At 64.9% G+C, this 14,272-nt stretch carries 15 protein-coding genes; 12 read left to right on the top strand and 3 right to left on the bottom strand.

The genetic code is table 11. From position 1 onward, the window contains the following. Positions 1-53: 53 nt before the first annotated feature. The 6 genes from H2040_RS09835 (at position 54) to H2040_RS09860 (ending at position 5,649) form a co-directional block, all read left to right on the top strand. The gene (locus tag H2040_RS09835) at positions 54-1,904 is read left to right on the top strand and encodes a copper resistance system multicopper oxidase (protein WP_287157117.1); all 1,851 of its coding nucleotides are present in this window, start codon (positions 54-56) and stop codon (positions 1,902-1,904) included. Beyond that, positions 1,904-2,647, top strand: a complete 744-nt coding sequence (locus H2040_RS09840) for a copper resistance protein B (protein WP_287157118.1) — start codon at positions 1,904-1,906, stop codon at positions 2,645-2,647. Before H2040_RS09835 ends, H2040_RS09840 begins: the two co-directional genes overlap by 1 nt. A 14-nt stretch (positions 2,648-2,661) precedes the next feature. Continuing rightward, positions 2,662-3,087, top strand: a complete 426-nt coding sequence (locus H2040_RS09845) for a DUF411 domain-containing protein (RefSeq protein WP_287157122.1) — start codon at positions 2,662-2,664, stop codon at positions 3,085-3,087. 31 nt (positions 3,088-3,118) lie between these two features. Beyond that, on the top strand, positions 3,119-3,862 hold the full coding sequence (locus tag H2040_RS09850) for a PepSY domain-containing protein (protein WP_287157124.1): 744 nt from the start codon (positions 3,119-3,121) through the stop codon (positions 3,860-3,862). 8 nt (positions 3,863-3,870) lie between these two features. Further along, complete coding sequence (locus H2040_RS09855) at positions 3,871-5,085, top strand: permease (protein ID WP_287157126.1); 1,215 nt, start codon at positions 3,871-3,873, stop codon at positions 5,083-5,085. Positions 5,086-5,169: 84 nt separating this feature from the next. Further along, positions 5,170-5,649 carry a DUF4396 domain-containing protein gene (locus H2040_RS09860; protein ID WP_022698541.1) on the top strand — a complete coding sequence of 160 codons (480 nt, stop codon included), beginning with the start codon at positions 5,170-5,172 and terminating at the stop codon, positions 5,647-5,649. A gap of 59 nt (positions 5,650-5,708) precedes the next feature. Here the strand turns inward: H2040_RS09860 and infC are convergent, their stop codons facing one another. From infC to H2040_RS09875, 3 genes are all read right to left on the bottom strand, one after another. After that, complete coding sequence (infC, locus tag H2040_RS09865; RefSeq protein ID WP_027068488.1) at positions 5,709-6,248, bottom strand: translation initiation factor IF-3; 540 nt, start codon at positions 6,246-6,248, stop codon at positions 5,709-5,711. 98 nt (positions 6,249-6,346) lie between these two features. Then, positions 6,347-7,333, bottom strand: coding sequence for a glycosyltransferase family 9 protein (locus H2040_RS09870; RefSeq protein ID WP_022698539.1), 987 nt, complete (start codon positions 7,331-7,333; stop codon positions 6,347-6,349). Next, the gene (locus H2040_RS09875) at positions 7,323-8,462 is read right to left on the bottom strand and encodes a glycosyltransferase family 4 protein (protein ID WP_287157129.1); all 1,140 of its coding nucleotides are present in this window, start codon (positions 8,460-8,462) and stop codon (positions 7,323-7,325) included. The genes H2040_RS09870 and H2040_RS09875 overlap by 11 nt, the downstream gene beginning before the upstream one ends. Positions 8,463-8,561: 99 nt before the next feature. Between H2040_RS09875 and H2040_RS09880 the strand changes: the two genes are divergently transcribed. From H2040_RS09880 to H2040_RS09905, 6 genes are all read left to right on the top strand, one after another. Then, a complete protein-coding gene (locus tag H2040_RS09880) occupies positions 8,562-9,329 on the top strand; it encodes an alpha/beta fold hydrolase (RefSeq protein ID WP_287157131.1) in 768 nt (255 codons plus the stop codon). Between the two features lie 46 nt (positions 9,330-9,375). After that, positions 9,376-10,035, top strand: coding sequence for a tetratricopeptide repeat protein (locus H2040_RS09885; protein ID WP_287157133.1), 660 nt, complete (start codon positions 9,376-9,378; stop codon positions 10,033-10,035). Positions 10,036-10,139: 104 nt separating this feature from the next. Further along, positions 10,140-11,072 carry a glycosyltransferase family 2 protein gene (locus H2040_RS09890; protein ID WP_287157135.1) on the top strand — a complete coding sequence of 311 codons (933 nt, stop codon included), beginning with the start codon at positions 10,140-10,142 and terminating at the stop codon, positions 11,070-11,072. Next, on the top strand, positions 11,069-11,779 hold the full coding sequence (locus H2040_RS09895) for a class I SAM-dependent methyltransferase (protein ID WP_022698534.1): 711 nt from the start codon (positions 11,069-11,071) through the stop codon (positions 11,777-11,779). The genes H2040_RS09890 and H2040_RS09895 overlap by 4 nt, the downstream gene beginning before the upstream one ends. Positions 11,780-11,833: 54 nt before the next feature. Beyond that, a complete protein-coding gene (locus H2040_RS09900) occupies positions 11,834-13,993 on the top strand; it encodes a hypothetical protein (RefSeq protein WP_287157137.1) in 2,160 nt (719 codons plus the stop codon). After that, on the top strand, positions 13,990-14,272 hold a 283-nt coding region (locus tag H2040_RS09905; protein ID WP_287157138.1), incomplete at its 3' end, for a sulfotransferase. The genes H2040_RS09900 and H2040_RS09905, both read left to right, overlap by 4 nt.

Consider the following 14,272-nt stretch of genomic DNA (forward strand, 5'->3'; position numbering starts at 1 on the left):
GGCGTTGACCGGATCGTTTCGGGCGTTTTTCGCCCGTGAAGGAGTGATCAGACATGTTTTCCAGACGACAATTCCTGCAAAGCGCCGCGGGCGGCGCGGCCGCCCTTGGCGCATCGCAACTGGTTCCGGCCTGGGCGCGGACGGCGTCCCTGCAATCGGGCGCGCAACAGGCCTTCGATCTTACCATCGCCGAGACGCCGTTCGAGCTGGGCGGGCGGCGCGCCGTCGCCACCACCATCAATGGCGGCGTTCCCGGTCCGCTATTGCGGTTTCAGGAGGGCAAGGAGGTGACGCTGCGCGTCACCAACCGGCTTGCCGATACTTCGTCCCTCCACTGGCATGGCCTGCTGCTGCCCAATGACCAGGACGGCGTGCCCGGCGTGACGTTTGACGGGATCGCGCCGGGCGAGACCTTCACCTACAGCTATCCGGTGCGTCAGAGCGGCACCTATTGGTACCACTCCCATTCCCGGTTTCAGGAACAGACCGGCGTTTACGGGCCGATCATCATCGACCCGGCGGAGCCGGACCCGGTCGCCTATGACCGGGAATATATCGTCATGCTGTCGGACTGGAGCTTCGAGGATCCGGAGCGGATCTTCGCCAGGCTGAAGAAGCACTCCGACTACTACAACTACAACAAGCGCACGGTCGGCGACTTTCTGAACGACGTGCGCGACAAGGGGCTGGGACAGGCGATTTCCGACCGCAAGATGTGGGCGGAGATGCGCATGATGCGCACCGACATCGCCGACGTGACCGGCGCCACCTACACCTATCTGATGAACGGGACGGGGCCGGATGCGAACTGGACCGGACTGTTCAATCCCGGCGAGCGGGTGCGGCTGCGCTTCATCAACGGCTCGGCCATGAGCTATTTCGACGTGCGTATCCCCGGCCTTACCATGACGGTCGTGGGCACGGACGGCCAGAATGTCATCCCTGTCGAGACCGATGAATTCCGCATCTCGGTCGCCGAAACCTATGACGTGGTGGTCGAGCCGCGCGAGGACCGGGCCTATACGATCTTCGCCGAATCCATGGACCGCTCAGGCTATGCAAGCGGCACGCTGGCCCCGCGCGCCGGTATGCGCGCCGAAGTTCCGGCCCTGCGGGAGCCCTTCCTGCTGACCATGCAGGACATGGGCATGGGCGGCATGAGCCACGGCGCGATGGGCGGCATGGCCGCCGCGAAACCCGGCGAAAAGATGAAATCCGGCATGGATCATTCCGGCCACGATATGGGCGGCATGAAGATGCAGGACGGCGCGGCCGGCGCGGCCGGTGGCATGGCCATGGACGATATGAGCGGCATGGACATGATGCGCGCCGCCCATAACCATCCCGGGGGTCCCGCCGTCGCCATGGAGGCAATGAACCCGCAGGAGCGGCTGGACGATCCGGGCAACGGGCTGGGCAATGACGGCTGGCGGGTGCTGACCTATTCACAGCTTGAAAATCTTGGCCCCAACAAGGATCCCCGGCCGCCGGCGCGGGAGGTTGAGCTGCACCTGACCAGCAATATGGAACGCTATATGTGGTCGTTCGACGGCGTGAAGTTCAACGAAGTCGATGGCCCCATCCTGTTCCGCTATGGCGAGCGGCTTCGCCTGACGCTGGTGAACGACACCATGATGGCGCACCCGATCCATTTGCACGGCATGTTCGTGGAGCTGGAGACCGGGGCGGGACGGCGGCCGCTGAAGCATGTCGTAAACGTCGAACCGGGCACGAAACGATCAATGTTGATCACCGCCGACGAGCCCGGCGACTGGGCCTTCCACTGCCATCTTCTCTACCACATGGAGGCGGGCATGATGCGCGTGGTCCGGGTGGCTGAAGATGTGGCGCCCGGCCATCCCGGTTCTCATTCGAAACATGGCGATCACGGGGAGGTTCTGTAATGACGCGGACCATGCAACTGGCGCTCGCCTGCGCCCTCGCGCCCCTGACGGCGTTCGCCCAGAGCGGCGGCGGTCACAGCGAAAGCCGCGGCGATGTCCGGCACGAAATGGGCGGAGAGCCGCAATACATGATCCTGGCCGACCGGCTGGAATGGCAGTCCGGCAATGGCGATGAGGTTTTCGTCTGGGACGGATCGGCCTGGTATGGCGGCGATTATAACCGCGTCTGGGTCGAAACGGAGGGCGAGGCCCTGATCGACGGCGAGACTGAGGCCGCGGAGATCGAGCTTCTCTATGGCCGCGCCATCAGCCCCTATTTCGACGTTCAGGCCGGCATACGGCAGGACATCGAGCCCGATTCCCGCACCTATGCGCAGATCGGGCTTCAAGGCCTCGCGCCCTACTGGTTCGAGGTCGATCTGGAAGGCTATCTCAGCGAGGAAGGAGACTTCACCGCATCCTTCGAGGCGGAATACGACCTTCTTCTGACCCAGCGCCTGGTCCTGCAGCCCCGGATCGAAACCGGCTTCGCCTTTCAGGATGTCGCGGACCGCGATCTGGGCGCGGGCTTTACCGAACTCGAGACCGGGGTTCGCCTGCGTTATGAGATCAAGCGCGAAATCGCGCCTTATATCGGCGTTTCGTGGTCGCGGACGCTGGGCGAGACCGCCTCCATTACGCGGGGGCTGGGCGAGAAGGAAGACGCCGTTTCCGCCGTTATCGGCGTGCGGCTCTGGTACTAGACGAGGATATGACAATGAAACGCTTCATTATTCTGCTTGCCGCGGCGTTGCTGCTTCCCCTGACCGCCGCCGCGCAGTCGGCGACCATGTACAAGGATCCGTTCTGCGGCTGCTGCACGGGCCACGCCGAATATCTGCGGGAGAACGGCTTTGACGTGACCATCGTTGAAACGCCGCCGGAAAAACTGGCCGCGATCAAGGAGAAGCATCAGGTTCCGCCCGCCCTTCAGGGGTGCCACACGCTTCTGGTGAAAGGCTATGTGGTCGAGGGTCATGTTCCGGTCGAGGCCATCGAGACATTGCTGGCCGAAGAGCCTGACATCATCGGCGTCTCCCTGCCGGGCATGCCGCTGGGCTCCCCCGGCATGGGCGGGATCAAGGCCGCGCCGTTCAAGATCATGACAATCGGCGGCGATGGCGGCGTGTTCGCCGAAATCTAGAAACCGGGCCGGTACGAAATAGGGGAAACGCATGAGCGCCATCAAGCGGCAGAAATTCTTCACCTGGATCCATAAATGGATCGGACTGGCGATCGGCATACAGGTCACGCTCTGGGTCGCCAGCGGCCTGGTGATGGTGCTCTATGACATCGAGACCGTGCGGGGCGAGGACCGCGCCGAGCGGGGCTATTCGGGCGCGATCAGCACGCAGGGCGTCATCCCGCCCGGCGAGATCCTTGCCGCCTATCAGGGGGAAGCCAGATCGATAACCCTGCGCCCGTCCGCCGGCCGGATGCTCTACCGCGTCGAAGGCGCCACGAGCGCGAGGCTGATCGACGCCCGCACCGGGGCCGAAGCGGCGCCGCTGGACGAGGCCGCGATCCGTGACCTTGCGCGCGGGGCTTATCACGGGGACGCGGCGGTGGCGTCCGCGCGCCTTCTGACCGAAGCGCCCATCGAGTGGCGAAATTATACCCCCGTCTGGCAGGTGGAGTTCGACGACAGCGCCGCCACCCGGCTCTACATGAACCCGGTTACGGGGGATGTGGAGACCGTGCGCACCCGGCTCTGGCGCATCTATGACGTCGCCTGGATGCTCCACATCATGGATTATCAGGGACGGGACAATTTCAATAACTGGCTGGTCAAGCTGGCCTCCGGCCTAGGGCTGGCCGTTTCGATCAGCGGGCTTGTCCTGATCTTTTACCGCATCCTGAAGCCCGAATGGATCCGCCGCCGGAGACGGCGGGCGGTGTCCGCCGCCAGCCAGGGCTGAGAGGCTTTATGACCAATGGATTCCTCGAAACCTGGCATCAGTCCGCCGTCACCACGGCGGGCCTGTTCTGGATGGCGTTCTGGGCGTTCGGGCTGGGCTATCTGATCTCATCCATGATTCAGGTCTTCGTGACGCGCGAGCGCATGAAACAGAGCATGGGCGAGACCGGGGCGAAGAGCGTCGGGCTGGGCGCGTTTTTCGGCTTCATCTCCAGCTCCTGTTCTTTCGCGGCGCTCTCGACCACGCGGGCGCTGTTCACGAAGGGCGCAGGGCTGATTCCCTCGCTCGCCTTCCTGCTGGCCTCCACAAATCTGGTGGTGGAGCTGGGCATCGTCATCGCGGTGTTTCTAGGCTGGCAATTCGTGGTGGGCGAATATGCCGGCGGCGTGCTGCTGATCCTGCTGATGTGGCTTCTGGTCCGTCTGACCTTCCCGAAAAAACTGGTCGAAAAGGCGCGGGAAACCGCCCGCGAACAGGAAAGCGGCGAAGACGACTCCGATATTCCCGACTGGAAAACGCTGATCCGGAGCGCCGAGGGCTGGCGCAAGGTCGCCAACCGCTATGTCATGGAATGGGGCATGGTGTGGAAGGACGTGACGGTGGGCTTCACCGTCGCCGGAATCATCGCAGCCTTCGTGCCCAAAAGCTTCTTCCAGGCGCTGTTCGTCGGCTCCGGCCAGGGACAGGATCCCGCCTTCTGGCAGATTCTTGTCCATACGCTGATCGGCCCTGTCGCCGCGTTTTTCACCTTCATCGGGTCGATGGGGAATATCCCGCTGGCCGCGGTCCTGTTTGGCAATGGCGTCAGTTTCGCCGGGATCATGGCGTTCATTTTCAGCGACCTGGTGGTTTTCCCGGTGCTGCGGATACAGGCGAAATATTACGGTTGGAAAATGGCGCTCTACATACTGGGCGTATTCCTGGCCATCCTCATCGCAACCGCGCTGGTCCTGCATTACGGCTTTGCCGCGCTCGGGCTGTTGCCAGACTCCGCCTCTGCGCAGAGCGTGACGGACAGGGACTTCTTTTCCGTCGATTACACGATGTTCCTCAATATCGCCTTCGCGGCGGTGAGCGCGGTCTTCCTGCTCTGGAAATGGCGCACGGCCGGGTTTGGCGCGCTGACCGGCGGCCAGTGGTCGGAACGGATCCTGTTCGTCCTCGCCCTCGCCGCTTTTGGCTGGCTGGGGCTGGGCCTTCTGGTTCCGCCGCTGATCGGCTGACCCGGGCCGCTTGAACCGGCCTGGAGGGCTTCTCATATACCCCGATGGGGTATATAGATCGAGACAGGGCAAAGGACTTTCCCGATGACAGCGGCAGATCATTCCGGATGCGAGACCACGGGCGGACATGGCCCGCATGGCGGCTCGAAAATTGTCACGGCCGCGCAGGCGACGCTGCACTGCCTGACAGGGTGCGTGATTGGCGAAGTCGCCGGCCTGATGATCGGGGTCAGCATCGGACTTGGCGTCTGGGCGACGATCGGGCTGGCCACTGCGCTGGCCTATCTTTCCGGTTTCACGCTGGGCCTTGTCCCCGTCATGCGCCGGGAGGGCGTCACGTTCTGGCGCGCCCTGCAGCTGATCTGGGTGGGCGAGGTCATCTCCATCGGCGTGATGGAAATCGCGATGAACGCCGCGGATTACGCGGTGGGCGGCATGCAGGCCGGATCGGTTTTCCACTGGCAGTTCTGGCTGGGCGTCGCCGTGGCCGTTCCCGCCGGTTTCCTAGCGGCCTGGCCGATCAATTACTGGCTGCTCAATCGCGGTCTTAAAAAATGCCACTGACATGAAAAAGCCGGGGCGGTCCGCCCCGGCTTTTCTCATTCTTATCAGGCGGACACGCCCTAGCGTGGCGCCATGATCATAATCATCTGGCGGCCTTCCAGTTTCGGGTGGAATTCCACCTTGGCGACCTCGTTGAACTGGTCCTGGACCCGTTTCATCAGAACCATGCCGCGATCCTGGTGCGCCATTTCACGGCCGCGGAAACGCACGGTGACCTTCACCTTGTCGCCTTCCTCGAAGAAGCGCGTCATCGCCCGCGTCTTCACCTCATAATCATGGGTGTCGATGTTGGGGCGCATCTTGATTTCCTTGACGTCCTGCGTCTTCTGCTTCTTGCGCGCCTCGGCCTTCTTTTTCTGTTCCTGGTATTTCAGCTTGCCGTAATCGAGAATTTTCACGACCGGTACTTCGGCGTTCGGCGAAACCTCGACCAGGTCCAGCCCGGCCTCCCGGGCGGCGTCCAAGGCCGCGTCTACGGGCATCTCGCCCTGCTTTTCGCCTTCGGCGTCAATCAGCAGGACGCGTGCGGCGCGAATATCGTCATTGATGCGGGGCCCATCCTTCTTGGGAGGGGTCTGGGGTGCAGGTCGGCGGGCTATGCGTCTTCTCCGTAATGATTTCTGTCAGTCATAAAAACATGACGCGCGAAACGCGTTCCGCGCGCAGCACAGTGTTATGGCGATGGAAAGCCTTGCAATCAAGCGGACTCGCGGGTCTTGGCGCCGCCAAAGGCGTCGAGAACGCGCGCCGCCTGCAGCGCATCCTCCAGAGTTACCAGGCTGGTGGTGGTTGGATTGAGGGAAATAACCCCGCCCGGACCGCGCGGCGCGGCGGCCTTGCTGGGCGGGTCCTTGCGGCCGAACAGCACGACAGTCGGCCCGCCGGCGCCAGCCGCCAGATAGGACAGCGCATTCAGAGGCGTGAACACCGCGCGGGACTGCGCGGCCAGCGCAGCGATACGCAGCAGATCGGTGCGCCCGGCCAGGCTGCGCGCGCCATCGGCGTTGCGGCAAATCTCGTTGGCCAGCGCCGCATCCGCCTTGGAGCCGGCGACCGTCACGCCCACGCCATTGGCCAGAAGCTCCCGCGCCAGCGCGGACCAGTTGGACACTTCCCAGGGATTGGCCGCGCCCGGCCGCAGCCCCGGAATCATCAGCACGTAATTCTCGCCCAGCCCGAAATAGGCCGGCTCAAGCGTACGCGTCGTGCGGCGCAGTTTCAGGATCCAGCGCATATCCGGCACCAGGGCGGACGGGTTCACGTTCAGGCCCGCCTCGCGGAGCGCCATGCCGTAATGGGTGACCAGATGCCCGTCCGGGGCGGAGGATTTCTCCAGCCCGATCGGGCCGACCCAGCGCCCGGCGAAGGCGCGCGCGGCGCTGACATAGCGCGCCGCCTTGGGCGAGGTGCGCAGATCATAGACGATGTTGTAATTGCCGCGCCGGATCCGCTGCACATAGGCGGGAATCTGTTTCAGGCCGTCAATTTCCGGCTCCGCTTCCACGGTATCGAAATCCGAGGAGGGCTCGAGAAGCTTCACATGCGCCTCGGGCGCAAACGCCTCGATCCGCGCGCGGGGATGATGGCGGCGGATGGCCGCCGCCGGCGCCATCGCGCTGACCAGCGCGTCGAGACTGCCGGGAAGGCAGATCAGTATTTTCTCCGGGGCGGGCTTAGCGGTCATGATCGGACTTTAAGAGTTCCTGATAGAGGTTCAATGTCGCGCGTTGCAGCGCCTGTGTCGAATATTCCGCGCGGATACGCGCCGACGCGGCCTCGCCCATGGCGAAGGCGCGCGATTCAGGCAGGGAAAGCGCGGCTTCCATCGTCTTTGCAAGCGCATCTATATCGCCCGGCGGCGACAGCCACCCCGTCTCGCCGGGAATCACCACCTCGCGCGCGCCGCCATGGTCGGCCGCGATCACGCGCCGCCCCATCGCCTGCGCCTCCGCCGCAGTCCGGCCAAAGGCTTCAGGCTCAATGGACGGCGTGATGACCAGATCGGCCGCGCCATAGGCGGCGGGCATGTCATGCACATGTCCGGCAAATACAACGCGCCCGGCCACGCCCGTCTCCGCCGCCAGCGTCTTCAGCTCACCGACATAGGCCTCCCGGCCCTGCGCGTCGCCCGCCAGGGCCAGCACCGCCTGACTGTCCAGCGCGGCCAGCGCGCGGATCGCTTCCACCTGTCCCTTCCAGCGGGTCAGTCGCGCGGGCAGCAGGATCAGCGGCCGGCGGTCATAGGGCGGCAGCCCGCAGGCTTCGCGGAACGCGCTGATCCGTCCCGGCTCCACATTCGCGGCGTCATACCGGCTTATATCGACGCCGCGCGGCACGACGCGCACGCGCTCCGGCGCGACCTCATGCTGGCTGAGAATGTAATCGCGGATGAAACCGGAATTGGCGATGACGATATCGCCCCGCGCCATCACCGAATTATAGAAACGCTTCAGTGCCGAACGCGCCTTGTAGGTCCCGTGATAGGTCGTGATGAAAGGCTTTTTTGCCCGCCGCGCCGCCAGCAGGGCGCTCCAGGCCGGGGCGCGGGAGCGCGCATGGATGATCTGCGCCTCGTGCGCGGCCATCGCGTCTGTCAGCCGCTTCACATTGGCGTAGGCGACAAACGGGTTCTTGGAATGGACCGGCATCTCGATCCAGCTTCCCCCGGCCGCCTCCAGCTCCGCCACCATGCGCCCGCCGCGGCTGGCCACCGGCGCGGCGCCGCCGGCGGCGGTCAGCGCCTCTGCGATCTCGATGGTCGTGCGTTCCGCGCCGCCGGCCTCAAGCTCTGGTATGACCTGCAATACGCGCATGGTTCGCCGGGTGATCCTTCTCGCCGCGCCTCGACAAGCGCGCGGCCAGACGCCTATCACGGCGGGGACGCTGTTTCACCCTGATTTAAGCTGCTGACGATGACTGAAACCCGACCCGAATTCTTCGACGCGCCGCACGGACCGCGCCTGGCCTTTCGCCGCAGCCCGGGTTCAGGTCCCGGTCTTGTCTGGCTGGGCGGGTTCCGCTCCGACATGGAGGGCGGCAAGGCGACCACGCTGCACGATATGGCGATCGAGGACCGCCGAGCCTTCATCCGGTTTGATTATTCCGGACATGGCGCATCATCCGGAGAATTTGCGGACGGGAAGATCGGCGACTGGGCCGCCGATTCCATCGCCGTTCTCGATCATCTCACCCAAGGGCCGCAGATCCTTGTCGGATCGTCCATGGGCGGCTGGACGGCCCTGCTGACCGCGCTGGCGCGCCCGGACCGGGTCGCGGGTCTGGTCCTCATCGCGCCCGCGCCCGATTTCACGGAGGCGTTGATGAAGCCGGAATTGCCGGAGGAGGCGCTGGCGGAGATCGCGGAAAAAGGCGTCTGGATGCAGCCTTCAGACTATGGCTACGATCCCAGCCCGATCACGAAAACCCTTCTGGAGGACGGCGCGCAGCACTGCCTGCTGGGCAAGGGCGGCATTGGCGTCACCGCGCCTGTCCGCATCCTGCAGGGAATGCAGGACCCGGACGTTCCCTGGCGTCACGCTTTCCGGCTGGTCGAGGAGCTGGAAAGCGGCGACGTGGTGTTTTCGCTGATCAAGGACGGCGACCACCGCCTGTCCCGCGAGGCCGATCTGGACCGGTTAAAACAGACAGTGCGCGCTCTCGCCGCTGAACGCGCGGAATGATATGGCTTCTGGCAACGGGCGCGTCAGGCGCGGCAGGGGACAAGCAATGATCCGGTTTCTACTTCCACTTTGCCTTTTGTCAGGCGCGGCCTTTGCCCAGAGCGCCGGCGACGAGGCGCGCCAGGCGCGCTACGAATCCTGCCTGAAAAAGGCGCAGGACGATCCCGACAACGCCTATGAGGACGCGCTGGCCTGGCGCATGGAGGGCGGCGGCCTGCCGGCCCGCCATTGCGTGGCCGTATCGCTGCTGGCGCTGGGCGAAACGCGCGAGGCGGCGGAGCGGCTGGAGGCCATCGGCCATTCCTCGACCCCCGCGCCGGAAGTCGCCAAGGCGGAAATGCTCAGTCAGGCGGGCAACGCCTATCTGCTGGCGGAAGCCCCGTCGGAGGCGCGCCGCGCGCTGGATGGCGCGCTGAAGTTCCAGCCGGGCAATCCGGACCTGCTGATCGACCGCGCCCGCGCGCTGGCCATGCTGGATGAATATGCCGAGGCTGAAAGCGATCTAAGCGCGGCGCTGGAGGCGCGCGGCGGCGACGCGCTGGCCCTGACGCTGCGGGCCGAGGCCCGGCTTTATCAGGGCGAGATCGACGCCGCGGAAGCGGACGCGATGGCCGCCATAGACGCCGACCCGGAAAACATCGATGCGCGTCTTGTGCTGGGCAATATTCGCGAGACGCGGCGCACGGGCGAAATTCCGGACTGGTAGGGCGCGCCCGTGCGGCGGCGGCTTTCGCGCCGCGCGCAGGGCCGCTAAGACACCGCGAGCAATTTTTCGATTACGGTCGCTAGCTTTCAAGGGGATGGAACGCGATGGGGCGCGAACGCGTGGCGGTCTTGCTGCCGGCCTATGATGAAGAAGGCGCAATCGCCAAGGTGGTCGGCGATTTCCGCGCGGCGCTGCCGGACGCGGCCATCTATGTCTACGACAATAATTCCAGGGACGGCACGATAGAGGCGGCGCGCGCCGCCGGCGCCATCGTCCGGACCGAGCCGCAACAGGGCAAAGGCCATGTCGTGCGGCGCATGTTCGCCGATATCGACGCCGATATTTTCATCCTCTGCGACGCCGATGACACCTATGAAGCCGCCGCCGCCCCGGCCATGGCCGCCCGCCTGCGGGACGAGAATCTGGACCTGATTACCGGCGTGCGGATTTCCGACCAGAAAGAGGCCTACCGCCCCGGTCACCGCTTCGGAAACCGGATGCTGACCGGCATGGTGCGGATGATTTTCGGCGACCGCGCCAAGGACATGCTTTCGGGCTATCGCGTCATGTCGCGCCGCTTCGTCAAATCCTTCCCGGCGCTGTCCCGCGGCTTCGAGATCGAGACCGAACTGACCGTGCACGCGCTGGAGCTTCAACTGCCCATGGCCGACCATGACACGGCCTATAGCGAGCGCGCCGAAGGCACCGAATCCAAGCTTTCCACCTTCCGTGACGGGGCCCGCATCGGAGCGAAAATTCTGACCCTTGTGAAGGATGAGCGCCCGCTGCCCTTCTTTTCACTGGTGGCGCTGGGGCTGGTCCTGCTGGCGCTGATCATCGCCACGCCGCGCCTGATCGAATTTCTCAATACCGGCCTGTTCCCGTTTGTCGGCACCGCGGTGCTGGCCACCGGGCTGGTCATGGTCGGGGTGATTTCGCTGGCGACCGGCCTGATCCTTTCCACAGTCACGCAAGGCCGGCGGGAGATGAAGCGCCTGGCCTATCTGCGCCACGCCGCCCCCGGAGACGACCAATGAGCGAACCCAGCCCGAGCGATGACGAAGGCTATGTCGGCGCGTCCAATCTGGAAGTGATGGCGGTCGCCAAACGCTATAACGCCTTCCTCGAAAACATGGTGATCAACGCATCCGGCGGGGCGGAAACCGCGCTGGATTTCGGCGCCGGCGGCGGCGAATTTGCCCGCCGCACGGCCTCGCACGGACTGACAGTGACCTGCGTGGAGCCTGACACCGCCCTGCGGGAGCGTCTGAAACGCGAAGGGTTCGAGACCGCCCCGGACCTTTCCGGAATCGGCCCGGCCTCCCGCCCGTACATCTATACGCTGAACGTGCTGGAACATATCGAGGACGACGTGGCCGCGCTGCGCGATCTGTTCGAGCGCGTCGCCCCGGGCGGCACCCTGTTCATCTATGTGCCCGCCTACCAGATGCTCTATGGCTCCATGGACCGGCTTGTCGGCCATCACCGCCGCTATACGCTTTCCGTGCTGAGCAAGCGCGTCGAAGCGGCCGGGTTCGCCATTCAGGACAGCGGCTATGCCGATCCGGTCGGGTTTTTCGCCGCGCTGGCTCACAAATTCATCGGATCGGATTCAGGCGAAATCTCCGACCGCAGCGTGGCTTTGTTCGACACGCTCGCCTTTCCGGTCAGCCGCGCCCTGCACCGCGTGACCAAGCGATGGTTTGGCAAGAATGTGTGGGTCCGGGCGCGGAAACCGGCCTGACCCATGACACGGCCCGAAGCGGAACAAGGGGCTTAGGATGACGGAAGCGGCCCTATGAGCCATTCCCCGCAGCTACTGGCGCTGAATATCGTTCTGGCGCTGATCGCGGCAGGCGGTCTGGCCGCCCTGACCCGGCCGCGCCGCGCCTCTGCCTGGATCGCGGGCGGCGTGATGTCCGCGGCTGCGGTAATCGTGGTGATGTCGGAGATTGCCGGGCGGATCGCCTACACGCCGCTATCCCTGACCCTTGGAACATGTCTCGCCGCCGCGCTGGGCCTGGCCGCCTGTTTTGCCGCGCGCGGCAGCTTTTCGCGCCCCATTCCGCCGGCGCTGTCCGATTCCTGGGCCACGAAGCCGATCGTCTGGGCGTTTCTGGCGGTCTGGGCCGCGCTGGCTGTCTGGATATTTACCGCCCATGTCCTGGCCCCGCCGGACGTGCCGGACGCGCTGCGCTATCATCTGGCCGCGGTCGCGCACTGGCACGCCGAAGGACGCATCACCCAGATCACCGGCGCCGACTACCGGGTGAACCACTTCCCTCACGTGATGAGTCTTCTTTGGGGCTGGCCGCTGGTTCTGACCCGCACCGATTTCTATAGCGGCCTGTTTCCCGTCCTGACCGTTTTCCTGCTCTGGCCCGCTACGGTCTATCTGATCGCCGCGGCCTGCGGCGCGCGGCGGGATGCGGGCATTGTTCTGGCGCTTTGCTCGGCCGCCGTCGCGCCGGTCTTCATTCAGGGCATGAACGAGGCCGTGGACGTCCTGTTCTGGTCGGCCAGCCTTCTGACCTTCTATCTGGCCTTCACCGGGCGCGAGGGCTTCGGCCGCGTCTGGCTGGCCATCGGCCTGGCCGCCGGGCTGGCGCTGGGGGCAAAGTCTTTCGGCATTGTTTCCGCCCCGCTGGCGCTGGCGCTCTGGTTCGGCCTTGCGCTGTGGCGGGCGCGGAAAGACGCCGCGCCGCTCTGGCCCGTCTTCGCGCGCGCTGGGGGGGCGGGCCTGATTGCGCTACTGATTGGCGGGTGGGTCTATGGGTATAATTTCCTCGAGTTCGGAAACCCGCTCTACCCGTATGATTTCCCCATCGATCTGCAGGCCGGTCAGCGCCCCCCTGAGGATTTCTACAGAAAAGCGGTCATCGAGGGCGGCGCGTCTCCGCTGACCGCGCTGTTCCGCGTCATCATGCTGCTTCCCGCCATGTTGCTGGCCCTGCCGCCGCTGGCCGATATCGGCGGGGCGAACAGCTCCGGTCTTGGCTATATGTCGCCGGTCCTGCTGGCCGTGGCCATGGTCCTGCTGGCCGCCGCCGCGTGGCGCTGGCGCCGCAGCGGCGCCGGGGTTCCGGGCCTGCGTCTCTGGGCGTCGCTGTTCGGCGCGGCGCTGATCGTGAATTACGTTCTGGCGTCCCAGTGGGGCGTGCAGCTTCTGAACAAGGCGACGCCGGACTTTTCCTCGCTGGCGCGCTACCAGCTGGTCTGGCCGGCCCTGCTGGCCACTCTGGCGGCGGTTCTGACGCCCGCCCGCGCCTGGCTTCGCGCGGTGCTGTTTACGGGTCTGGCCGTGGCGTTCATCGGCATGACCGGCTGGTTCGTCATGGGCGGCCAGAGCCGGGGATGGCAGACAGTGGAACGCCTGATCCCCTATTTCCCGGACCGCATGGCGCAGGCGGCGCGGATCAATCCCGGCATCACGCCGGGCATGGTGGATCATCTGAACAAGTTTCAGGGCGCAAGCCTGCTGGAGCTAGGCTCCCGCGGCCACATCTACCCGCTCTTCTACCCGACCTTCATCCGCAAGGTCTACAAGAGCGGCTACAACACGCTCGATTCCAATGTCCTGTTCAACTGGGATTTCGACCGCGACATCTATGACGTCATCGTCACCCGGAAATATGTCGATGCCCGCCTCTGCATCGACCATGTCTACGAGAATACGCCAGAGCTTTACCGGCGGTCCCTGCGCCCGACCCTGATGCACGCTTTCAACGACCAGGTCGTGTTTGGCGAGGATGTGCTGTTCGTGATCGCGCACGCGCGCGAGGACCGCGAATTCGCCATTCGCAACGATCCGCGCTACCGCTTGATTGAAAGCTATCCCAACCGGGCCTACGGCATGACATCAATCTACCGGCTCAAGAACAACGCCGAACCCCTGACGGAGGGTTTCGAGGCCTGCCTGAAAGAGAATGGCCGAAACCGCGCGGGCCGCGCGCGATGAACCGGCCGCCCGCGTTCATCCATGCCGGCGCGCCCAAGGCCGGGTCCACCTGGCTGCATGCGGCGCTGTCCGAACACCCGGGAATCTACCTGCCGCCGGGCAAGGAGCTGCAATTCTTCGACAAGCACTACAAGCTGGGCGAGGACTGGTACGAGAAGCAGTTTTCCGGCGCGCCCGACGGCGCGGTGACGGGCGATCTCAGCCCGGAATATCTCTTCCACCCGGAGGCCGCGGCCCGCATCGCGGCCTATGATCCCTCGACAAAAATCCTCATCACGC

This window comes from Euryhalocaulis sp. (genome assembly GCF_013911995.1).
GTDB lineage: Bacteria > Pseudomonadota > Alphaproteobacteria > Caulobacterales > Maricaulaceae > Euryhalocaulis > Euryhalocaulis caribicus.